Source organism: Pseudomonas abyssi (assembly GCF_002307495.1).
Taxonomy (GTDB): Bacteria; Pseudomonadota; Gammaproteobacteria; order Pseudomonadales; family Pseudomonadaceae; genus Halopseudomonas; species Halopseudomonas abyssi.
This window is the reverse complement of sequence record NZ_NTMR01000033.1, coordinates 21,028-42,946: the sequence shown is the minus strand read 5'-3', so window position 1 is coordinate 42,946 and position 21,919 is coordinate 21,028. Positions and strand designations below refer to the sequence as shown.

Below are 21,919 nucleotides of genomic sequence, written 5' to 3'. Positions count from 1 at the left end.
GTGCGCGCAGGCGGGGATCCAGTCAGGCGAACGGCGCGAACAACCGCCTGATCAGTCGACTCGTTCGAACTTCAAGTCCCACACGCCGTGGCCGAGGCGCTCGCCACGGCGCTCGAATTTGGTGATCGGGCGCTCTTCGGGACGCGGTACATAACCGGCCTCGCCCGCCTGGTTGCGATAACCGGGGGCGACGTTCATGACCTCCAGCATGTGCTCGGCGTAGTGCTCCCAGTCGGTGGCCATATGAAACACACCACCGACCTTCAGCTTGCGGCGCACCTGCTCGGCAAAGGCCGGCTGCACGATGCGACGCTTGTGGTGCTTCTTCTTGTGCCACGGGTCCGGGAAGAACAGCAGCAAGCGGTCCAGACTGCCATCCGGGATGCAGCGGTTGAGCACTTCAATCGCGTCGCAGTCGAATACCCGTACGTTGTTCAGCCCTTCTGTCAGCAAGCCGTTGAGCAACGCGCCAACACCCGGACGGTGTACTTCAATGCCGATAAAATCCTGCTCGGGCGCAGCGGCGGCCATCTGCAGCAACGAATGGCCCATACCAAAGCCGATCTCCAGCGTGCGCGGTGCGCTACGACCAAACAGGGCATCCAGGTCGAGCATGCCCTGATCCAGCGTCAGACCAAAGCGCGGCCAGCCCTGATCAATGCCCTTCTGCTGGCCTTCAGTCATACGGCCAGCGCGCATGACGAAGCTGCGAATGGCGCGGCGTGGCGGGTTATCGGTGTTGGGGGTCTCTGCGCTGTCGGGCAGTTCGGGCGTATCGGACATGAGGTGCTCGGTCGTGAGTCGGATAAAACGGCGCCCCGAAGAGCGCCTGACAGAAGAATAGCCTGCTCAGCGCAGGGTGCCGTCCAGCGGCGAGGACGCCGAAGCGTAGAGTTTGCGCGGCATGCGGCCGGCCAGATAGGCAGCGCGGCCAGCCACGACGGCATGGTGCATGGCCTGGGCCATCAGCACCGGCTGATCGGCGTGGGCGATAGCACTGTTCATCAGCACACCGGCGCAGCCCAGCTCCATGGCGATGGTGGCGTCAGAGGCGGTGCCGACACCGGCATCCACCAGCACCGGTACGGTGGCTTCTTCCAGAATAATGCGCAGGTTCCAGGGATTGCAGATGCCCATGCCGGAGCCGATCAGACCGGCCAGCGGCATCACTGCGACGCAGCCCATGGCGGCCAGCTCGCGGGCGATGATCGGGTCATCGCTGGTGTAGACCATGACGTCAAAGCCGTCCTTGATCAGCACTTCGGCCGCCTTGAGGGTTTCTACCACGTTCGGGAACAGGGTCTTCTGGTCGGCCAGCACTTCCAGCTTGACCAGCTTGTGGCCATCCAGCAGCTCGCGGGCCAGGAGGCAGGTACGCACCGCTTCATCGGCGGTGTAGCAACCGGCGGTGTTCGGCAAAATGGTATAGCGATCCGGCGACACCACGTCCAGCAGGTTGGGCTCGTCCGGGTTCTGGCCGATATTGGTGCGGCGGATGGCAACAGTGACAACCTCGGCACCCGAGGCTTCGATCGCGCGGCCGGTCTCGTCCAGGTCCTGGTACTTGCCGGTGCCGACCAGCAGACGGGAACGGTAGCGAACGCCGGCGATTTCCAGCGCATCCTGGGTCATATCAGTCATCAGGGTCTCCAACGAGGATTGGGTTAGCCGCCACCGATGGCATGCACGATTTCCACCCGGTCACCCTCGCCCAGGCGGGTGTCGGCATGCTGGCTGCGCGGCACGATCTCAAGGTTCAACTCGACCGCCAGGCGCTTGCCGGTCAGGCCCAGCTGCGCGATCAGCTCGCTGAGAGTCAAGGGCTGGTCCAGGTGGTGGGGCTCACCGTTCAAGAGAATCTGCATGGGCGCTCGGTAACAACGGATGGAGATGATAAGGCAGCGTGGCGCGGCCATTATTGATCGGCGACAAGGGCGCTATGATAACGCCCTTTGCCGCCCGCTGGCCACGCCAGTTCAGACCGTGCGCCAGACGGCGAGGCCCAGACACAGCCAGGCAATCAACCACAGCACGCCGCCCAGCGGGGTGATCATGCCCAACTTGCCCAGGCCGCTGAGAGCCAGCACGTACAGGCTGCCGGAAAACAGCAGGATACCCACGGCGAACAGCACGCCGGTCACCTTCAGCAGCGTGCTCTCCGGGCTGCGCAGCAACAGCAGCGCGACACCGATCAACGCCATGGTGTGCCACAGCTGGTAGCTCACCCCGGTCTGAAAGGCATTGAGCAGGTTTTCCGGCAGCTTGCCGCGCAGCCCGTGCGCCGCAAACGCCCCCAGCGCCACACCGGTGAACCCACTCAGTGATGCCAACATCAACAGCCACTTGGCCATGCTTTACTCCCTCGGTTTATACTCCGGGCAGACTCGCCACCCGGACGCCCATGTTCAAACGTATCCTGCGCAAGATTGCCAAGTGGCTGCTGATTGCCGCCGCCGTCAGCCTGCTGCCTATCGTCGTGCTGCGCTGGGCACCCGCGCCCGGCTCGATGCTGATGGTCGAGCGCTGGGTGACCGAGCGCGACCAGCCAGGCTATCAGCGGCAGTACCAATGGACGCCCTACGCGCAAATCCCCGACAGCATGAAGATGGCCGTGATCGCCGCCGAAGACCAGCGCTTTGCCGAGCACTACGGTTTTGATCTCAAGGCCATCCGCGCCGCCGTGGAACATAACATGCAGGGCGGCAACTTGCGCGGCGCCAGCACCATCAGCCAGCAGGTCGCCAAGAACCTGTTCCTCTGGTCTGGCCGCAGCTACATCCGCAAAGGACTGGAAGCCTGGTTTACCCTCGGCATCGAGCTGATCTGGCCCAAGCAGCGGATTCTGGAGATGTATCTGAATATCGCCGAGTGGGATCACGGCGTCTATGGCGTGGAAGCGGCGGCCCAGCACCATTTCGGTGTAGGCGCCAGCTACCTGTCCAGCCAGCAATCGGCCCAGCTGGCGGCGGTGCTGCCCAGCCCGCTGAACTGGGATGCCGCCAGCCCACCACCGCACGCCCTGCGCCGCGCCAACTGGATTCGTCAGCAAAGCCAGCAATTGGGCGGACGACACTATCTCGACCGGATGGAAGCCGGCAAACCGCTGCCGGACTGGCTGACTCTGCGTTACTGGCGCAACCGGCTGGAGATCTGAGCCGCGCAGAGCATCAGGTCGCTGCAATTAACGCCAAACAGCCCAATCAAGCGTGCAGGGCATTTGCGCGCTTAGGCTACTGGCCCAGGTCCTCGCGCAGGCCAAACATGATGGAATGCGCCTGCTCTTCGCCCACGGCGACCACGGCCCCCACCTTCGGATAGACCCAGGCTTCGCCTTCGCTGACCGGCAGTCGCAGGTCGGGATTGCCGAAGGTGCCCTGCACCTGCGCCAGCGACATCGGCTCGTTGGGGATCATGCTCAAGCGCACGACCTTGCGGTCCTTGAGGGCATCACCCACCGCCGAGCTGATCGGCTGATCGGGCAGCTCCGGCTGCCAGGCCTGGGCCTGCACCAGGCTGTCAGTCTGCTCGGGCGTCAGCGCGATCACCGCCTGGGCACGCCAGCTCAGATCGTCGCTCTCCAGGGTGTAGCGACTCACCAGCAGCGGCTCACCCTCGGAGCTGATCATCCACAGGGTGCCGTGCCCCAGCGCCGCACCGGTATCAGCCAGCGTCAGACGCTGGGCCTGCAGGGGTTTGAACAGCGACTCCTGATACTGGCCGTACCAGTCCATCGGCTCCGGCGCAGCCGGCTTCGACTGCCAGTAGCCAAAAGCATAGAAAGCGAGAATTACCACAGTAAACAGTGTGGCCAGTCGCACACCCTGACGGCGCGTCATGCGTTACTCCTTGGTCTTGTTATCTGATCGGGTACACAAAATGGGGTGGTCGGGCGGACGGCCTCACCAACAAAAAGGGCATCCCGTGGATGCCCTTTCAGTCCAACTGACGCCTTAGATGGCGACCTCGGTCTCGAGGTTCTTTTTCAGCTTGTTCATGGCGTTCTTTTCCAGCTGCCGGATACGTTCGGCCGACACCTGATACTTGGCCGCCAACTCGTGCAGCGTGGCCTTTTCCTCGGCCAGCCAGCGCTGATAGAGAATGTCGCGGCTACGCTCGTCCAGCTCGTCCAGACCGCTCAGCAGACTGCTGCTGGCGCTGTCCGACCAGTCGGCCGACTCCAGCTGGGTAGCCGGATCGTAACGCTTGTCTTCCAGATAATGCACCGGCGCGTAGGCGTGGTCATCGTCGTCGTCCTGAGCACCATCAAAACCCAGGTCCTGCCCGTACAGGCGGCTTTCCATCTCGCGCACTTCGCGCTCGGCCACGCCCAGGTCAGCGGCCACGGCTTCAACTTCGTTCTGCGACAGCCAGGCCAGCTTCTTCTTGGCGCTGCGCAGATTGAAGAACAGCTTGCGCTGGGCCTTGGTGGTAGCCACCTTGACGATGCGCCAGTTGCGCAGAATGAACTCATGGATCTCGGCGCGAATCCAGTGCACGGCAAAGGACACCAGGCGCACGCCCATCTCCGGATTGAAGCGCTTGACGGCCTTCATCAGGCCGACGTTGCCTTCCTGCACCAGGTCGGACTGCGCCAGGCCGTAGCCCGAATAGCTGCGGGCAATATGCACCACAAAGCGCAGATGGGACATGACCAGCTGGCGGGCGGCTTCAAGGTCTTCGTGATAGTACAGGCGGTCAGCCAGCACGCGCTCCTCGTCTGCGCTCAGAACAGGAATGCTGCTGACGCTCTGGATGTAGGCTTCGAGATTGGCTCCCGGAGCCAGATTATGAACAGGCTGCAGTGCAGTGCTCATGCGCTACCTCGCTAAAAATGACGGCCCAGTGTATCACCGCAAAATCGGACTGTGAACGTAGGCTAAAGTTCAACGGCGGCTCACGCTAGCTTCAAGCTGCAAGCCACAAGCTGCAAGCAAAACCCCAGACCGGAAGACCGGCGCCATCCGCTTGCAGCTTGAAGCTGCCTCACTGCGGCTCAATCGCCCTGACGTGCTGTCCCACCGCCAGCCAGGCGCCGGCGAGACCGAGCAGCATGGCGCCGAAGACCAGGGCCAGGCCGTCAGTGAACGGCATGCCGAACAAGGCGAAGTCGCTCTGGTAGAGCGCCGCGACCCGTTCCACCGTGACATTCAGCCAGGCCAGCCCCAGCGCCAGCAGCACCCAGGCCAGCAGGCCGGCCAGCAGGCCGTACAGCACACCGATATAGAGAAATGGACGACGGACAAAGGCGTCGGTTCCGCCGACCAGCTTGATCACCAGAATTTCTTCGCGGCGGCTTTCGATCGCCAGGCGAATAGTGTTGGCCATCACCAGCAACAGGGCGATGATCAACAGCACCGCCAGACCACCGGCAAAGCGCTCGAACATCGCCAGAATCGCCGACAGGCGCTCGACCCAGAGCAGGTCAATCTGCACCTGATCGACCCCGTCCAGCGCCACCAGCCGGTCACGCAGCGGCTCCAGCGCAGCCGCGCCGCCTTCGATACTCTTGGGGGTCACCACGATGACGCTGGGCAAGGGGTTATAGTCGAGCTGCAACAGGGCGTCGCCCATGCCGGCGTGTTGCTGAAACTCGGCCAGGGCCAGGTCCTTGTCAAGCAGCTGGGCGCTGGCGACACCGGCGAGCTGACCAACCTGCTCGGTCAGCGTCTGTTGCTGCTCGGCGCTGACGCTATCGGCCAGATAAACCGAGATCTGCGCCGCCTCCTGCCAGTTCACCCCCAGTTGCTTGACCTGATTGATCAGCACCGAGAGCCCCATGGGCAACGCCAGGGCGATGGTCATGACCAGAATGGTCATGGCACTGCTGAACGGGTAGTGCCGCACGCGCTCCAGTGCCTGCAGGGCACTGGTACGGTGGCTGCCCAGCCAGCTGCGCAACGGGTGACGCCAGTTGCGCTGGGAGCGCGCGGCACCGCTCGGCGCCTTGCGACGAGCGGGCTGGGTAGGTTTATTGGCGCTCATCAGGACTCTCCATCCGCCAGCAGGCGGCCCTGATCGAGGGTCAGCGTGCGGTGGTGCAGGCGGGCGATCAGCGGCAGGTCGTGACTGGCGATGATCACCGTCACCCCCACGCGATTGAAGTCTTCAAACAGCCCCATGATTTCCGCCGACAGTTCCGGGTCGAGGTTACCGGTCGGCTCGTCCGCCAGCAGCAGGGCAGGCTTGTGCACAACGGCGCGGGCAATGCCGACGCGCTGCTGCTCACCGCCGGAGAGGGCAATGGGGTAGCTATTTTCCTTGCTCAGCAGACCGACCTTGTCGAGCGCGGCGCGCACCCGGCGGCCCACCTCATCACTCGGCGTGCCATTGATGATCAGCGGCAATGCGACGTTGTCGAAGACCGTGCGATCAAACAATAGCTGGTGATTCTGAAACACCACCCCCACCTGACGGCGCAGGTAGGGAATATCGTCACTGCCCAGGTCACGCAGATTCTGCCCGCCCACGTGCACGGCGCCACTGCTGGGGCGCTCCATGCACATGATCAGCTTGAGCAGGGTGCTCTTGCCGGCGCCTGAATGGCCGGTAATGAACACCATCTCGCCGGTCCGAATATGAAAGCTGAGGTTATCCAGCCCCTGATGACCGTTGGAATAGCGCTTGCTGACCTGCTCAAAGCGAATCATTTATGGCTTCTGTCCAAACAGTGCCGCGACAAAGTCCGATGCGGTAAAGGGACGCAGGTCGTCGATCTGCTCGCCCACCCCGATAAAGCGGATCGGCAGGCCGAACTGCTTGGCCAGCGCGAAGATCACCCCGCCCTTGGCGGTGCCGTCCAGCTTGGTCAGGGTCAGACCGGTCAGACCAACCGCCTGGTCAAACAGTTTGGTCTGCGAGATCGCATTCTGGCCGGTGCCGGCGTCCAGCACCAGCATCACCTCGTGGGGCGCGTCGGCATCCAGCTTGGCCATGACGCGCTTGACCTTGGCCAGCTCGTCCATCAGGTGATCCTTGTTATGCAGACGCCCGGCGGTGTCGGCGATCAGCACGTCGGCGCCACGCGCCTTGGCCGCCTGCAGGCCATCAAAGATCACCGACGCAGAGTCCGAACCGGTGTGCTGGGCAATCACACCAATCTTGTTGCGCTCACCCCAGACCTGCAGCTGCTCGACGGCGGCGGCGCGGAAGGTGTCGCCAGCGGCCAGCATCACCTGCTTGCCCTCGCCCTGCAGACGCTTGGCCAGCTTGCCGATGGTGGTGGTCTTGCCGACGCCATTCACGCCAACCACCAGAATCACATAGGGCTTCTTGCTGGTGTCGATTTCCAGCGGCTTGGCGACATGCGCCAGCAGCGCTTCGAGTTCATCCTGCAGCGCGCGGTACAGCGCCTTGCGGCTGGAGACCTGGCGGCGGGTAACGCGCTGCTGCAGGGTTTCCATGATCATGGTGGTGGCTTCGATACCCACGTCGGCCATCAGCAGGCGGGTTTCCATCTCCTCCAGCAGCTCGTCGTCGATTTCTTTCTCGCCGAGGAACAGATTGGCCATGCCCTCGCCGAGGTTGGCGCTGGTCTTGGACAGCCCCTGGCGCATGCGGGCAAAAAAGCCGCTGGTTTCAGGCTGCACTGCGGGCTCGACTGCCTCGGCTGGTGGCTCGGCCGGCGCTTGCTGGCCCAGCTCGGAAAACAGCGAGGCGGCGGCTTCGCGCGCGGCGGCCTCACGGCCCTCGATGGTATTCAGGTCGCCACTCAGCGGCGCCGGCGCATCCGTCTGTGCCGGTGCGTCGGCGGGCTTGTCCTTGCGCCGGGCCCAGCCAAACAGCCCCTTCTTCTCGGCTTTGCTGTTGTCCTGGGTGTCGGTGTCTTGCGGCTTGTCTTTGGAACCAAACATGAAGTGTCACTATCTGAGTTCGGCGGCGCATGTCCGCCTCATTGAAGGTTGGGTTATCCTACCCCACTTCAGCCGAGGGCGGTATGACCCGCAGCCGCCGTCTGCCGGCCCGCCTTTCGACCACGCCGCACAACAGGATACCTGCATGCTGCCCTTGCGTTACCTCCTGCTTCTACTCCCGCTGCTGACGCCCCTCGCCCATGCCGAGAGTCGTCAACCGACCCACAGTTACACTCTGGACAATGGCCTGAAGGTCATTATCCGCGAAGACCACCGCGCACCAGTGGTGGTCTCGCAGGTCTGGTACAAGGTCGGCGGGGTCGACGAGCCGCCCGGGCAGACCGGTCTGTCCCACGCGCTGGAACACATGATGTTCAAGGGCAGCGAGCATCTGGAGCCGGGCCAGGCCTCACACCTGCTGAGCAGCCTGGGCGCCAGCGAGAACGCAATGACCAGTCGCGACTACACCGCCTACTACCAGATGCTCAGCCGTGACCAGCTGCCCGTCGCGCTGGAACTCGAAGCCGAGCGCATGCACCTGCTGACCCTGCCCGAGGACGAGTTCATCAAGGAGATCGAGGTCATCAAGGAAGAGCGCCGCATGCGCGTGGATGACAACCCCAACGGCCTGGCCTACGAGCGCTTCCTCGCTCAGGCCTACACCGCCAATCCCTATCGCCAGCCGGTCATCGGCTGGATGCACGACATCGAGCGCATGAGCATCGAGGACCTGCGTGCCTGGTACAAACAGCACTATGTGCCGGGCAACGCGGTGCTGGTGATTGTTGGCGATGTGTACCCCGAAACGGTCAAGCCGCTGGTCGAGCGCTACTTTGGCGCCGTGCCCGCCGGCGCCAAACCGGTGGTTCGCACACCGCTGGAGCTATCCGCGCCCGGTGAGCGCAGCATGACACTGCATCTGGACCTGCAACTGCCAACGTTGCTGATGGGCTTCAACGTGCCCTCGCTGAACACCGCCAGCGAGGCCTGGGAAGTCCATGCCCTGCGCCTGCTCGGCGCCGTGTTGGACGGCGGCTACAGCGCACGCCTGCCCAGCCATCTGGAGCGTGGCCAGGCCATCGCCACCTCGGTGGGCACCGGCTACGATGCCTTCACCCGGGGCGACAGCCTGTTTGTCTTCAGCGGCATCCCCAACGAGGCCCGCAACATTGACCTGCCGCAGCTGGAAGAGGCGATCTGGCAGGAAATCGACGAGCTCAAGCAAAACCCGCCCAGCGAGGACGAGCTGGCCCGCGTGCAGGCCCAAGTCGTCGCCGGCTTGGTCTACGCCCAGGACAGCATCATGGCGCAGGCCAATCGCATCGGTGAGCTGGAGGTGGTCGGGCTGTCCTGGGAGCTGGTGGACGAAGACACCGCAGCCCTGCAGGCCATTACCCCAGAACAGATCAGCGAGGTAGCCCGCCGCTACCTGGTGCGCGACCGTCTGACCCGCAGTTACAACCTGCCGCTTGCCGAGGAGGCACAACCATGAGCCCCCGTTCCCCGTTTTCCGCGCTGCGCTGGCTGATTGCCCTGCTGGTACTCGGCGGCATGCTGTTCCTGCTGGTTGAGCGTGCGCCCGAGCAGTCCATCCCCGAGCCGGTCGAGGTGCCTACCGAGGCGCTGGTCGTCACCGACACCGCCAGCGAAGTCTTTGGCGAGCCGCTGCCCGCACTGCAGTCACTAGAGGAGCTGGACCTGGACACCCCGCCGGCGCGCCGCGGGCTGGACCTGCAGCACTGGCAGACCAGCCAGGGTACTCCGGTCTATTACATGCACGCCGATGAGCTGCCGATGCTGGATGTGCAGATCCTGTTTGCCGCCGGCGCCAGCCGCGACGGCGAGCTGCCGGGCCTGGCCGGTTTTACCAACGCCATGCTCAACGAAGGCACCGGCAATCTGGATGCCGGCGATATCGCTGCGGGCTTTGAACGCCTGGGCGCGCAGTTCAGCAACAGCGCGCATCGCGATATGGGCCTGCTTGGCCTGCGCACTCTGACCGCCAGCGACAAGCTGGAGCCGGCGCTGTCGCTGTTTGCGCAGATTCTGGCCAAACCGAGCTTCCCCGAGGCCTCGCTGCAGCGTATCCGCGAACAGATGCTGGCCGGCCTGCGCTATGCCCGCCAGCGCCCGGACAGCCAGGCCAGCGAAGCACTCTGGTCGACCCTGTATCCCGGCCACCCCTACGGCATCCCGCCGGACGGCACGCAAGAGAGCATCAACGCCATCACCCGCGAAGACCTACAGCGCTTCCAGCAAACCTACTACAACGCCAGCAATGCGGTGATTGCGCTGGTTGGCGCCGTCGACCGCCAGCGCGCCGAGCAACTGGCCCAGCATCTTGCCGACGCCATGCCGCAGGGTGATGCTGCGCCGCGTACCCCGGCACCCGAGCCGGTCAGCGCCAGCACCCAGCACATCGACTTTGCCAGCAACCAGACCCATCTGCTGATCGCTCAGCAGGGCATCAGCCGAGATGATCCGGACTACGCGGCGCTGTATCTGGGCAACCAGATCCTGGGCGGTGGCGGCTTTGGTTCACGCCTGGTCCATGAGATCCGCGAGCAACGCGGGCTGGCCTACTCGCCGCGCAGCACCTTCAGTGCCATGCAGGCGCCCGGCCCCTTCTATATCAGCATTCAGACCCGCGCCGACCAGGCCGAGCAGGCGCTGGACGTCGCCAATCAGGTGCTGGATGAGTTCATCCGTAGCGGCCCGACCGACACCGAGCTGAGCCGCGCCAAGCAGCAAATGCTGGGCGAATTTCCGCTCAGCACCGCGAGCAACGGCGCCATCGTCTCGCAATTGGGCGCCATCGGCTTTTATGACCTGCCGCTGAACTACATGCAGCTGTTCCTGGATCGCGTGCAAGCGCTGACCAGCGAAGATATCCGCGACGCCTTTGCCCGCCAGCTGCCGGCCGACCGGCGCGTGATCATCACCGTTGGCCCGCCGCAACCGGAGCCGGAGCAAGACAGCAGCGACACCGAGAGCGACTCGGCAGCCCAGACCACAGAGAGCGAGGACGCATGAAGCCCGTTCGCACCAAGGCGCGCGTCAGCCAGCTACGCATCATCGCGGGGGAGTGGCGCAGCCGCCGTTTCAGCTTTACCGAGCAGCCGGGCCTGCGCCCGACGCCCGACCGCGTACGTGAGACGCTGTTCAACTGGCTGAGCAGCGCTGTGCCCGGCGCCCATTGCCTGGACCCGTTCACCGGCAGTGGCGCGCTGACCCTGGAAGCCCTGTCTCGCGGCGCCGCCAGCGCTTTGGCCGGTGACCTCAGCCGGGATGTGGTGCAGACCCTGCGCGGCCATCTGCAGACACTGGAATGCGATCGCGCCGAGGTGGTCCAGCAGGACGGCCTGTCCCTGCTGAGCGGTACGCCGCCGCGTCAATTTGATCTGGTGTTTCTCGATCCGCCGTTCCATCAGGGCCTGCTTGAACCGGCCTGCAGCGCGCTGGAAGCCAACGGCTGGCTGGCCGACGACGCACAGATCTATATTGAAAGCGAGCAATCGCCCAGCCAGCTGACCCTGCCCGGCAGCTGGCAACTGCACCGAGAAAAGCGCGCCGGTCAGGTCTGGTACAGCCTGTGGCACCGGGCAGCGTGAGCCGCTTCCGGCCTGCGCGCTGGCTGCCCGGCGGCCACCTGCAGACCCTGTTCAGCCCACTGCTGCGCCGTCCGCCCCTGCTGCATCGCGAGCGCGAGCGGCTGACCCTCGCCGACGGCGACTTTCTCGACCTCGACTGGTTCGGGCCGGACCATCCCGATACGCCCTGCGTGATTCTGCTGCACGGCCTGACCGGCAGCTCCAGCTCGCTGTATATCCTCGGCCAGCAACAACAACTGGCGAAACTCGGCTGGCGTAGCGTCGCGGTCAACTGGCGCGGCTGCTCGGGCGAGCCCAACCACAGCGCCCGCGCCTACCACTCTGGCGCCAGCGATGATCTGGCCGAGGTGGTCAACCATGTGCTGCTGCGCTATCCCGGGCGCACATTGGCGGCCGCCGGCTACTCACTGGGCGGTAACGTGCTGCTCAAATATCTGGGTGAATGTGCGGACCAATGCCCATTGCACGCGGCGGTCGCAGTCTCGGCGCCGTTTCGGCTGGATCAATGCGCCGATCGCATCAGCGTGGGCTTCTCGCGGGTCTACCAGGGCCGCTTCATGCGTGACATGCTGGCCTACGTCAGCAACAAGAAGCGCCTGTTCCAGCATCAAGGCAGGCACAGCGAGCAGGCACGGCTGGATGCGTTGGGCTCAATGGAGGGAATGGATACCTTCTGGGATTTCGATGGCCGGGTGACCGCGCCGCTGCACGGCTATGCCAGCGCGCAGGACTACTACCGACGCTGCAGCAGCCGATATTTTCTCGGCGCAATTCAGGTGCCCTGTCTGCTGATTCAGGCCCACAACGACCCCTTCGTCTACCCGCACAGCCTGCCGCAGCTCAGCGAACTCGGCCCGCAAACCGAGTTTGAGCTGCACCAGGGCGGTGGTCACGTCGGCTTTATCGAAGGGCCGCCCTGGCAACCGCGCTACTATCTGGAGCGGCGCATTCCCGCCTGGTTCCAACAGCAGCTTCAGTCTGCCGCGAGCGGCGAGTAGAGCCGTTCCAGCATCACGTCCACCGCCGGGCGAGCGGCCTCGCTGAGCAGGCCGCGCTCCTGCGCCAACACCTGATAGACGCCCCGTCGCAGCATCTGCGGCGTCAGGTCATCCTGCGCGTCGTTGAGCATGGTGGTGCAGAGAAAGTTGACCCAGCTGGTCATCAGCAACCAGCTGTTGAGCGCCAGTACCTCAGCGTTGGCGTAGCGGGCATCCAGAATGCCCGCATCAATCGTGCCCTGGAAGATAGCCTCGATCGCCCGCAGGGAGTGGCGCGAAAATGCCCGATAGCGCGCAGCCAGCTCCACATCGCTGGCCAGCAAGTGCTCCAGGTCGCGCAGCATGAAGCGGTAGCGCCACATGGTGGCACCCATCGACTCCAGGTAACGCGCCTTGTCATCCAGATCGAGCGCCCGGCCCTGCGGCAAGGCCAGATTCTGCTCGGCTTCAGCAGCGTAGCGCTCGAACAGCTCGGCAATGATCTGCTGCTTGTTGCGGAAGTGGTAATAGAGGTTGCCCGGCGACATGCCCAGATGCGCAGCAATGTGGTTGGTGGTAACAGCGCGCTCGCCCTGCTCGTTGAACAACTGCAGGCTGGCTTCGATGATGCGGTCGCGGGTTTTCATGGTCGTTGGTCGGCTTCACTCACAGATTATTTGACACTTTAGAGCAATTACTCTAGAAATACAGTCCAGACCGACAACGGCAGGACTCACAGACCTCGCCGACGACAACAGCGCCGATAACAACAAAACAGTGCTGGCACAGCTGACCCAGCCGACGGAGGCACCATGGTAGCCGATATCGCCTACATGCAAGAGCAGCAGCAGTCCATCAGCCGCATGCACGACCTGTTCGACGCCCAGCGCGCGGCGTTTCGCAAGGCCCCCATGCCCTCCGCCGACGAACGCATTCAGCAGCTGCAGGCTCTCAAGCAAGGGATTCTGAAACACCAGCAGGCGCTGATCGACGCCATCAGCGACGACTTCGGCCGTCGCTCGGCGGACGAAACGCGGCTGGCGGAAATCATGCCCTCGCTCGAAGGCATTCATTACGCCAGCAAGCGAGTACGCCGCTGGATGAAGCCCTCACGCCGTCGGGTCGGTATCGCCTTTCAACCGGCCAAGGCGCAAGTGGTGTACCAACCGCTGGGCGTGGTCGGCATCATCGTGCCCTGGAACTACCCGCTGTTTCTCGCCGTCGGCCCGCTGATCACCGCGCTGTCGGCCGGTAACCGGGCGATGATCAAGATGAGCGAATCCACCCCGCGTACCGCCGAGGTGCTGGAACAACTCTTGGGTGAGATCTTCCCGCAAGATCACGTCGCCGTGGTCACTGGCGAAGCCGACGTGGGCGTCGCCTTCTCCAAACTGGCGTTCGATCATCTGCTGTTTACCGGCGCTACCAGTATCGGCCGCCACGTGATGCGCGCGGCCGCCGACAACCTGACCCCGGTCACCCTGGAGCTGGGCGGCAAGTCACCGGCCATCGTGTCTGCCGACGTGCCGCTGGCTGACGCAGCCGAGCGCATTGCCTTTGGCAAGGGCGTCAACGCCGGCCAGACCTGCGTCGCCCCCGACTACATCCTCTGCCCGCGCGGCCGGGTCGAGGAGCTGACCCAGGCGCTGCATACGCAGTTTGCCCAGATGTACCCGAACCTGCGCGACAACGCCGACTTCACCCAGGTGATCAACCCGCGGCAGTATCAGCGCCTGCAGAGCTACCTGAATGATGCCGAAGAGAAAGGCGCACGCATCCTGCCGATCAACCCGGGTAACGAGGATCTGAGCGGCACACGCATTATCGCGCCGACCCTGCTGCTGGACGTCAACGACGACATGAAGGTCATGCAGGACGAAATCTTCGGCCCGCTGCTGCCGATCCTGCCGTACGACAATCTGGATGCCGCGCTCGACTACATCGCCGAGCGCCCGCGTCCGCTGGCGCTCTATTATTTCGGCTACGACAAGGCCGAGCAGCAACGACTGATGGAGCAGACCCACGCCGGCGGCATGTGCATCAACGATGCGCTGCTGCATGTGGCCCAGGATGACATGCCCTTCGGCGGCATCGGCGCCTCCGGTATGGGCCACTACCACGGCCACGAAGGCTTTCTCACCATGAGCAAGGCCAAGGGCGTCTACATCAAGCAGCGTTACAACGGCGCCAAGCCGATCTACCCGCCCTACGGTGGCAAACTGCTCAATCTCGTGTACAAACTGTTTCTGCGCTGAGACAGCGTAAACAACAATAAAAAGAAGAACGACCATGCCTGATACCAACTCGCCGAGCCTTGACCGGCGCAGCCTGCTCAAGCTGGGTCTGGGCGCCACCATGGTGCTCGGCACCGCCGGCCTGACCGCCAGCCTCAGCGGCTGCAGCAGCAGCGCGCCAGCCAGCCATCTGGCAGTGCTGCGCGACTCTGACCTGCCGCTGCTGCGCGCCCTCTACCCTGCCGTGATCGGCCCGCACCCGGCGTTTGCCGAGACCGACGCCATTACCCTGGCCACGGCCCAGCTGGACCGCTCCCTGCAAGCCGCCTCCCCCTTTGTCCAGGATGAAGTCCTCAACCTGCTGGGCATGCTGTCGCTGCCGCTGACCCGCGGCCCGCTGACCGGCATCTGGGGCAATCTGGCCGAGGCTAGCCCAAAGCAACTGGAAACCTTCCTGCTGCGCTGGCGCGACAGCCGTTTCGAGCTGTTGCGCAAGGGCCACAAGGCCATCACACAGCTGCTGCAGTTGTCCTGGTACGCCACCCCGCAATCCTGGGCCGCCGTCGGCTACCCCGGCCCGCCGCAAGTCTGAGAGGTTTCCATGCCTGTACCCGATATTTTCCTGCAGGGCCTGGCGCGCGGCTGGCAGGTCATTGATGCGCGCGAGCTGGACAGCGATCGCGAACTGGAAGCCGATGTCATCATTATCGGCACCGGCGCCGGTGGCGGCACCAGCGCAGAGATTCTGGCCAACGCCGGTCTGCGCGTGCTGCTGGTGGAAGAGGGCTCGCTGAAGACCTCCAGCGACTTCAAGAACGACGAAGCCAAGGCCTACGCCGAGCTGTATCAGGAGGCCTCGGCCCGCGCGACCGCCGACGCAACCATCGGCATCCTGCAGGGTCGCACCGTCGGCGGCACCACCACCGTCAACTGGACCAGCAGCTTCCGCACCCCCGATCCAACCCTGGCACACTGGGCCAGCGAGCACGGCGTCAAGGGCCTGGACAGCGCCAGCATGGCGCCCTGGTTCGCCCGCATGGAAGAGCGCCTCGGCGTGGCGCCCTGGGCCGTCCCGCCGAATGCCAACAACGACGTCATTCGCCAAGGCTGCGAACAGTTGGGCTACCACTGGAAGGTGATTCCCCGCAACGTGCGCGGCTGCTGGAACCTGGGCTATTGCGGCACCGGCTGCCCGACCAACGCCAAGCAATCGATGCTGGTGACCACCCTGCCAGCGGCGCTGGACAAGGGCGCCGTGCTGGTACACAGCGCCCGCGCCGAGCGCCTGTCGTTTACCGGCGACCGGGTCAGCGCGGTACACTGCCGGGCCATGGATGCGCACCTCAGCCGCCCTGCCGGGCAACGTCTGACCCTGCGCGCGCCGCATATTGTGCTGGCCGGCGGCGGCATCAACAATCCTGGCCTGTTGCTGCGCTCCAAAGCACCCGACCCGCACCAGCGCGTCGGCAAACGCACCTTCCTGCATCCGGTCAACCTGACCCTGGCCCAGTACGAGCGCGACATCCACGGCTACTACGGCGCGCCGCAGTCGATCTACTCGGACCATTTCCAGTGGGATCAGGGCACCAGTGGCCCGATGGGCTACAAGCTGGAAGTGCCGCCCATGCAGCCCAGCATTACCGCCACCCTGATGGGCGGCTTTGGCATGCAGAGCCTGCAGCGCATGGCCGCGCTGCCGCAGAGCAACATCCTGCTGGCGCTGCTGCGTGACGGCTTCCACGAACAAAGCCAGGGCGGTAGCGTCAGCCTGCGCGACAACGGCGATCCGGTACTCGACTACCCGCTCAACGACTACCTCTGGGACGGCGTGCGCCGCGCTTACCTGAGCATGGGCGAAATCCAGTTTGCCGCCGGAGCCAAGGCGGTGATGCCCAGCCACGCCCACGGACGCCTGAGTACCAGCTGGGCGGACTTCCGTCAGCAGATTGGCGGGCTGTCCTATCGCGCCCACGACGTGCGCCTGGCCAGCGCCCATGTGATGGGCGGCTGCGCCATGGGCGAAGATCCGCAGCAGGCCGTGGTCGACAGCAAGGGCCGGCATCACCAGCTGGAGAACCTGTCGATCCTCGATGGCTCGCTGTTCCCCACCAGCATCGGTGCCAACCCGCAGCTGTCGATCTACGGTCTGGTAGCGCGCCTGGCCAGCCAGCTGGCCGAGGAATTGACCTGAACGCCGGGAGCAAAGACCAATCGATGCCGCCCGCCCCCGGCGGGCGAGCGGTTCACAGCTGGGTTTTCGATGGTTGTTGAGCTACCATCTGCCTCTCTACCACCCGCTGCAGGACCCGCTCTGGCATGAACACCGTACTCTACCCCGGCACCTTCGACCCCATCACCAAAGGCCACACCGATCTGGTGGAGCGCGCTGCGCGGCTGTTTGACCGTGTGGTCGTGGCTGTTGCCGCCAGCCCGAAGAAGAACCCCGCCTTCTCGTTGGAGCAACGCGTCGACATGGCCAAGACGGTGCTGAGCCATCTGCCCAACGTCGAAGTTGTCGGCTTTTCGTCCCTGCTGGCGCACTTCGTCAAGGAAGTGGACGCCAACGTGCTGCTGCGTGGCCTGCGCGCGGTCTCCGACTTCGAGTACGAATTCCAGCTGGCCAACATGAACCGCGTGCTGGCACCCGACGTGGAAAGCCTGTTCCTGACGCCCTCGGAGAAGTACTCCTACATTTCGTCCACACTGGTACGCGAAATTGCCGCTCTGGGCGGTGATGTCACCAAGTTCGTCCACCCGGTGGTCAACGAGGCGCTGACCGAGCGCTTCAGCGGCTGAGGCAGCAGGAGTCAGAGCATGTCACTGATCATCACCGACGACTGCATCAACTGCGACGTCTGCGAGCCCGAGTGCCCCAACGGCGCCATCTCCCAGGGTGAGGAGATCTACGTCATCGACCCCAACCTGTGCACCGAGTGCGTCGGCCATTTCGACGAACCCCAGTGCCAGCAGGTCTGCCCGGTCGACTGCATTCCGCTGGACCCGGACAACGTCGAAAGCAAGGACGAGCTGATGGACAAATACAAGATCATCACCGGCCAGGCCTAAGCGCATGATGACTCGCCTGCGCCAGCCCCTTAGCCTCAGTGTGCTGCTACTGTGCAGCACTCCCCTGCTGGCAGCGGATGGCCCAGGCCGCAGCGCGGTCGCCAGCGCCCACCCGGTGGCCACCGAAGCTGGCCTTGAGATCATGGCCGACGGCGGCAATGCCTTCGACGCCGCCATCGCGGTAGCCGCTACCCTGGCGGTGGTCGAGCCCTACAGCTCCGGTATTGGCGGCGGCGGCTTCTTCCTGTTGCGCCAGCCCCGCAACCCTGACCAGCCCTATCGTTTCATCGACGCCCGCGAAACCGCACCCGGCAAGGCTGGCCGCGACCTGTACCGCGACAGCAGCGGCGAGGTACAACGCGACCCGGCCATCAACGGCCCACTGGCCGCCGGCATTCCCGGCATCCCGGCAGCCCTGGTCCACCTGGCCGAGCACTACGGTCGCCTGCCGCTGGCGCAGTCGCTGGCGCCAGCCATCGAGGCAGCAGAAAACGGCTTCACCAGCAGCGAGCACTACCGCACGCTGGTCGGCTTCCGACTGGAAGCCATGCAGCGCGACGCAGAAACCGCCCGGCTGTTTCTGCGTGACAACCAGGCGCCCGAGACCGGCACCCTGATTACCCAGCCCGAGCTGGCGAATACCCTGCGCGCCATTGCACAGGATGGACGCGACGGCTTCTACCGTGGCCCGGTGGCCGAGCACCTGCTGCGCGGCGTGCAGGCGGCCGGCGGCGTCTGGCAACAAGCCGACCTGGATAACTACCGCGTCATCGAGCGCAGCCCCATTCGTTTCTCCAGCGGCGGCTATCAGGTCATCAGCGCACCGCTGCCGTCCGCCGGCGGCATTGCACTGGCCGGCATTCTGCAGGCGCTGCCCGCCCTGCCCGCCAGCCCCAACCGCTCGATAGCGCAGACCCACCAGTTGGTCGAGCTGATGCGACGGGTCTACCGCGACCGGGCCATGCTGCTGGGCGACAATGACTTTGTACCCGTGCCGGTGGCCGAGCTGACCTCCAAGGCCTACGCCGTGGCCATGGCGCAGGACATTGACCCCGAACACGCCACCCCGAGCAGCGAGCTTGGTCCGCTGCGCGAGTTCCACGAAGGCACCAATACCACCCACTTCTCGCTGCTGGACGCCGACGGCAACGCCGTCTCCGCCACCCTGAGCATCAACCTGCCCTTCGGCGCGGCCTTCACTCCGCCCGGCACCGGCGTGCTGCTGAACAACGAGATGGACGACTTTGCCGCTGACCCAAGCGGTAGCAACGCCTACGGCCTGGCTGGCAGCGAGGCCAACGCCATCGCCCCCGGCAAGCGCCCGCTCTCAAGCATGACTCCGACCATGCTGGAAAACGACCAGCAGTTGGCGCTGCTCGGCACGCCCGGCGGCAGCCGTATTATCACCATGGTGCTGCTCGGTACGCTGGACGTCATGCACGGCGAGCCGGTCGAACGCTGGGTCAGCCGTCCGCGCTACCACCACCAGTACCTGCCGGACTACATTCAGGTCGAAGATGCCGCCTTCACCGCACAGCAGCGTCAGACGCTGGAAGCCATGGGCCACCGGATCGAGCCGGTGGGCCGCGACTACGGCAATATGCACGCGGTGTCCTGGGACAAGACCCGCAACCGCGTCAGCGCTGCCAGCGACCGTCGCGGTATCGGTGCGGCCGGCGTAGCGCCGCGCGCGGAACGAACACCGAGCGAATAACGCAGCCACAACCGATCCGCATCACCACGCAAAGGTATTCGTATAAAAACCTTTATTTACGAGTTCTGGCGCTTCGGCCTCAAACAGGCCTATGCCTGCCTGTTCGGCGGTTTTTTGTTGCTGGTGATGGTGGTGACCCGCTACTGGTACCCGATCGAAGGGTTGCACCGCTACGACTTCATCTTTCTTGCCGCGATCGGCTTTCAGCTATTTATGCTGGCCGCACGGCTGGAAACCCTGCGCGAGTCCATGGTCATTGTGGTGTTTCATGTCACCGCAACAGTCATGGAGCTGTTCAAGACCTCGGACGCCATCGGCTCCTGGCAGTATCCGGAGGCTTACCTGTTTGGTATCGGTAATGTGCCCTTGTTTACCGGCTTTATGTACAGCGCGGTGGGTAGCTACATCGCCCGCGTCTGGCGCCTTTTTGACTTTCAATACACCCACTACCCGGCGCGCTGGCAGACGGTAGTACTGGTCAGCCTGATCTACCTCAACTTCTTTACCCACCACTTCGTCTGGGATCTGCGCTGGCTCTTGCTGGCGACCACGGTCTACCTGTTCTGGCGAACGCAGATTCATTTCAAGATCAGCAAGACCCATCGCTGGATGCCCCTGCTGCTGGGCTGGTTTCTGGTGGCACTGTTCATCTGGTTTGCTGAAAACATCGCCACCTACGCCAACGTCTGGGTCTACCCTAACCAGAAAGAACAATGGCACATGGTCTCACTGGCCAAGCTGAGCTCTTGGTATCTATTGATGCTGCTGAGCTTTGTCCTGGTGTCGCTGATCAACAATCCGGTCACGCGCGTGCCGGCAAGAGCGCAGGCGTAACGCGCGGACACGCCACCGCGCGAAGAGGCAGAAAAAGCCGGACCGCGATATCGCCGGTCCGGCTTTTTCATGCTGCATCTGAGCGCGAGGCTAGGGTCTGTTGACGTTTCGTTCACCCACCTGTTGCAGCCTGTAAAGCCGCCAATCAAGGAGCGAGAAGCGTAGCGTGGTCATTCCACGTGAGCGACGAGCGACGCCGAGTGGCGGCTTTACAGGCGCAACCTCGGCGGCCCCACCCGGAGGGCCGGGGCCATTTTTCGGCCATGCTGCGTTGTCGGTCGCTTATGTAGAGCGACTACACTTCGCTTCCTCCGCCTTGCCTGGCCGAAAAATGCCCCCCGGCAGGCGGGTGAACGAAACGCCAACAGACCCTAGCTCAGCCGGTCCAGCCCACCACTTGAGCATAGATAACAAAGCACAGGGAAATGCCGATCCAGATGCCGAACAGCGGCAGGAAGAAGCGCACCCAGCGATCCCAGGTGACGCCACCCAGCGCCAGTGTGGCCATAAAGTAGCCCGAGGTCGGATAGAGGATGTTCGACAGGCCGTCACCCAGCTGATAGGCCAGCACCGCCGTCTGACGCGTGACACCGATCAGGTCGGACAGCGGTGCCATGATCGGCATGGTCACCAGTGCCTGGCCGCTTCCTGACGGAATCACAAAATTGAAGCCTACCTGGGAAATGAACATGCCCACGGCGGCCAGCGTCTCGGGGAAGGAGCCGACCAGATTACCCAGGCCAAACACCAGGGTATCCATCACCTGCCCCTGCTCCAGCATCACCGCCACGGCCCGCGCCAGACCACAGATGAGGACTGAAGTGCATCGGCTCACCGATGTCCTCGTTCTGATAGTGTCGGCGCTTCTCCGCTTCCTTACTGTCACCGGCCATCAGGCTCAGTTCGGGGTTGGCCCGCACCTTCAGAGCATAGCGGGTGATATAGAGCACACCGGAGCCGACCAGCAGCAGAAACAGCAGCGAACGTAGACCGGCGCCGGAGTAGATCGGCACCTCGGCGATCATCTGACCCAGGCCGGTGTTGATCGGGTTGAGCACCCCGGCAGAGAATCCGGCCGTGGTGGCCAGCAAGGCGACACCGACAGCCGTCATACTGTCAAACCGCAGTGCGATCATCAGGGGCAGGATAACCGGGACATAGACCAGCGCCAGCTCCTGGGTACCGATCAGGGTTGCGACCACCGAGAAGGTCAGCATCAACACCGGCAGGATCAGTACCGAGCGGTTGGCAAAGCGGCGGGTCAGCTTGTCCACGGCGATATCAATCACCCCCGTGGTGCGAATGACCATGAACATGCCGCCGATGATAAAGGTGAAAAACACCACCATGGAGGCGTCGACAAGCCCCTGCGGAATCGCCAGCATGAACTGCTCCAGGCTGACCGGGGTAGACTCGACCTGACGATAGCTCTCCGGGTTAATCGCAACCCGGCCGTTCTCCAGGGTCACGCGATCGTACAGACCCGCCGGGATAAAGTGCGTGAGCACCGCCGCGATAGCGGTAAAGACAAAAAGAATGACGTAGATGTGCGGCATCTGAAAGCCGACCCGCTCTTCAACGACGGCTTCGTCGCCCTGTTCTACATTATTGGTAGCGGCCACGTGACTCTCCG

The 21,919-nt window shown here is 64.0% G+C and carries 24 protein-coding genes; 12 read left to right on the top strand and 12 right to left on the bottom strand.

Annotated features, from left to right (window positions below; translation table 11 throughout):
* Positions 1-51: 51 nt before the first annotated feature.
* The 4 genes from trmB to CNQ84_RS19100 all read right to left on the bottom strand — a co-directional run bounded on the left by trmB (position 52) and on the right by CNQ84_RS19100 (position 2,351).
* A complete protein-coding gene (gene trmB / locus CNQ84_RS19115) occupies positions 52-699 on the bottom strand; it encodes a tRNA (guanosine(46)-N7)-methyltransferase TrmB (protein ID WP_245841533.1) in 648 nt (215 codons plus the stop codon).
* A 150-nt stretch (positions 700-849) separates the two neighbouring features.
* Positions 850-1,641, bottom strand: coding sequence for a thiazole synthase (locus CNQ84_RS19110; protein ID WP_174704272.1), 792 nt, complete (start codon positions 1,639-1,641; stop codon positions 850-852).
* Positions 1,642-1,664: 23 nt separating this feature from the next.
* A complete protein-coding gene (thiS, locus tag CNQ84_RS19105; protein WP_096006373.1) occupies positions 1,665-1,865 on the bottom strand; it encodes a sulfur carrier protein ThiS in 201 nt (66 codons plus the stop codon).
* Positions 1,866-1,976: 111 nt separating this feature from the next.
* Positions 1,977-2,351: a DUF423 domain-containing protein gene (locus tag CNQ84_RS19100; protein ID WP_096006372.1), complete on the bottom strand. Its 375-nt coding sequence runs from the start codon at positions 2,349-2,351 to the stop codon at positions 1,977-1,979.
* A gap of 50 nt (positions 2,352-2,401) precedes the next feature.
* On the opposite strand from CNQ84_RS19100, the gene mtgA reads away from it, so the two are divergent.
* Positions 2,402-3,154 carry a monofunctional biosynthetic peptidoglycan transglycosylase gene (gene mtgA, locus CNQ84_RS19095; RefSeq protein WP_096006371.1) on the top strand — a complete coding sequence of 251 codons (753 nt, stop codon included), beginning with the start codon at positions 2,402-2,404 and terminating at the stop codon, positions 3,152-3,154.
* 76 nt (positions 3,155-3,230) lie between these two features.
* Here the strand turns inward: mtgA and CNQ84_RS19090 are convergent, their stop codons facing one another.
* The 5 genes from CNQ84_RS19090 to ftsY all read right to left on the bottom strand — a co-directional run bounded on the left by CNQ84_RS19090 (position 3,231) and on the right by ftsY (position 7,850).
* Entirely contained in the window at positions 3,231-3,836 is a 606-nt protein-coding gene (locus CNQ84_RS19090) for a hypothetical protein (protein WP_096006370.1), read from the bottom strand.
* A 114-nt stretch (positions 3,837-3,950) separates the two neighbouring features.
* Entirely contained in the window at positions 3,951-4,814 is an 864-nt protein-coding gene (gene rpoH / locus CNQ84_RS19085; protein ID WP_096006369.1) for an RNA polymerase sigma factor RpoH, read from the bottom strand.
* A gap of 169 nt (positions 4,815-4,983) precedes the next feature.
* Positions 4,984-5,982 (bottom strand): permease-like cell division protein FtsX, encoded by a 999-nt coding sequence (gene ftsX / locus CNQ84_RS19080; protein ID WP_096006368.1) that lies wholly within the window; start codon positions 5,980-5,982, stop codon positions 4,984-4,986.
* Positions 5,982-6,647: a cell division ATP-binding protein FtsE gene (ftsE, locus tag CNQ84_RS19075; protein ID WP_096006367.1), complete on the bottom strand. Its 666-nt coding sequence runs from the start codon at positions 6,645-6,647 to the stop codon at positions 5,982-5,984. The genes ftsX and ftsE overlap by 1 nt, the downstream gene beginning before the upstream one ends.
* Positions 6,648-7,850 (bottom strand): signal recognition particle-docking protein FtsY, encoded by a 1,203-nt coding sequence (ftsY, locus tag CNQ84_RS19070; protein WP_096006366.1) that lies wholly within the window; start codon positions 7,848-7,850, stop codon positions 6,648-6,650.
* Positions 7,851-7,995: 145 nt separating this feature from the next.
* Here ftsY and CNQ84_RS19065 point away from each other — a divergent pair, with 145 nt between their 5' ends.
* From CNQ84_RS19065 to CNQ84_RS19050, 4 genes are read left to right on the top strand one after another with little or no spacing between them, the layout of a single operon-like run.
* Positions 7,996-9,342 carry a M16 family metallopeptidase gene (locus CNQ84_RS19065; protein WP_096006365.1) on the top strand — a complete coding sequence of 449 codons (1,347 nt, stop codon included), beginning with the start codon at positions 7,996-7,998 and terminating at the stop codon, positions 9,340-9,342.
* Positions 9,339-10,883, top strand: coding sequence for a M16 family metallopeptidase (locus CNQ84_RS19060; protein WP_096006364.1), 1,545 nt, complete (start codon positions 9,339-9,341; stop codon positions 10,881-10,883). Before CNQ84_RS19065 ends, CNQ84_RS19060 begins: the two co-directional genes overlap by 4 nt.
* A complete protein-coding gene (gene rsmD / locus CNQ84_RS19055) occupies positions 10,880-11,461 on the top strand; it encodes a 16S rRNA (guanine(966)-N(2))-methyltransferase RsmD (protein ID WP_096006363.1) in 582 nt (193 codons plus the stop codon). The genes CNQ84_RS19060 and rsmD overlap by 4 nt, the downstream gene beginning before the upstream one ends.
* The gene (locus CNQ84_RS19050) at positions 11,458-12,459 is read left to right on the top strand and encodes a hydrolase (protein WP_096006375.1); all 1,002 of its coding nucleotides are present in this window, start codon (positions 11,458-11,460) and stop codon (positions 12,457-12,459) included. The genes rsmD and CNQ84_RS19050 overlap by 4 nt, the downstream gene beginning before the upstream one ends.
* Here the strand turns inward: CNQ84_RS19050 and CNQ84_RS19045 are convergent.
* The gene (locus CNQ84_RS19045; RefSeq protein WP_096006362.1) at positions 12,435-13,085 is read right to left on the bottom strand and encodes a TetR/AcrR family transcriptional regulator; all 651 of its coding nucleotides are present in this window, start codon (positions 13,083-13,085) and stop codon (positions 12,435-12,437) included. The genes CNQ84_RS19050 and CNQ84_RS19045 overlap by 25 nt on opposite strands.
* Before the next feature lie 165 nt (positions 13,086-13,250).
* Here CNQ84_RS19045 and CNQ84_RS19040 point away from each other — a divergent pair, with 165 nt between their 5' ends.
* The 7 genes from CNQ84_RS19040 (at position 13,251) to CNQ84_RS19010 (ending at position 20,286) form a co-directional block, all read left to right on the top strand.
* Complete coding sequence (locus tag CNQ84_RS19040) at positions 13,251-14,693, top strand: coniferyl aldehyde dehydrogenase (protein ID WP_096006361.1); 1,443 nt, start codon at positions 13,251-13,253, stop codon at positions 14,691-14,693.
* 34 nt (positions 14,694-14,727) lie between these two features.
* Positions 14,728-15,264 carry a twin-arginine translocation pathway signal protein gene (locus CNQ84_RS19035; RefSeq protein ID WP_096006360.1) on the top strand — a complete coding sequence of 179 codons (537 nt, stop codon included), beginning with the start codon at positions 14,728-14,730 and terminating at the stop codon, positions 15,262-15,264.
* A 9-nt stretch (positions 15,265-15,273) separates the two neighbouring features.
* Positions 15,274-16,863: a GMC family oxidoreductase gene (locus tag CNQ84_RS19030; RefSeq protein ID WP_096006359.1), complete on the top strand. Its 1,590-nt coding sequence runs from the start codon at positions 15,274-15,276 to the stop codon at positions 16,861-16,863.
* A 125-nt stretch (positions 16,864-16,988) separates the two neighbouring features.
* Positions 16,989-17,468, top strand: coding sequence for a pantetheine-phosphate adenylyltransferase (gene coaD / locus CNQ84_RS19025; RefSeq protein WP_083724026.1), 480 nt, complete (start codon positions 16,989-16,991; stop codon positions 17,466-17,468).
* 18 nt (positions 17,469-17,486) lie between these two features.
* On the top strand, positions 17,487-17,738 hold the full coding sequence (locus CNQ84_RS19020) for a YfhL family 4Fe-4S dicluster ferredoxin (protein WP_083724024.1): 252 nt from the start codon (positions 17,487-17,489) through the stop codon (positions 17,736-17,738).
* A gap of 4 nt (positions 17,739-17,742) precedes the next feature.
* A complete protein-coding gene (gene ggt / locus CNQ84_RS19015) occupies positions 17,743-19,452 on the top strand; it encodes a gamma-glutamyltransferase (protein ID WP_096006358.1) in 1,710 nt (569 codons plus the stop codon).
* A 36-nt stretch (positions 19,453-19,488) separates the two neighbouring features.
* Positions 19,489-20,286: a DUF817 domain-containing protein gene (locus CNQ84_RS19010; RefSeq protein WP_096006357.1), complete on the top strand. Its 798-nt coding sequence runs from the start codon at positions 19,489-19,491 to the stop codon at positions 20,284-20,286.
* Between the two features lie 376 nt (positions 20,287-20,662).
* Here the strand turns inward: CNQ84_RS19010 and CNQ84_RS20700 are convergent, their stop codons facing one another.
* Positions 20,663-21,046, bottom strand: coding sequence for a TIGR00366 family protein (locus CNQ84_RS20700; protein ID WP_245841528.1), 384 nt, complete (start codon positions 21,044-21,046; stop codon positions 20,663-20,665).
* A complete protein-coding gene (locus CNQ84_RS20695; protein WP_217350127.1) occupies positions 21,018-21,908 on the bottom strand; it encodes a hypothetical protein in 891 nt (296 codons plus the stop codon). The genes CNQ84_RS20700 and CNQ84_RS20695 overlap by 29 nt, the downstream gene beginning before the upstream one ends.
* Positions 21,909-21,919 lie beyond the last annotated feature (11 nt).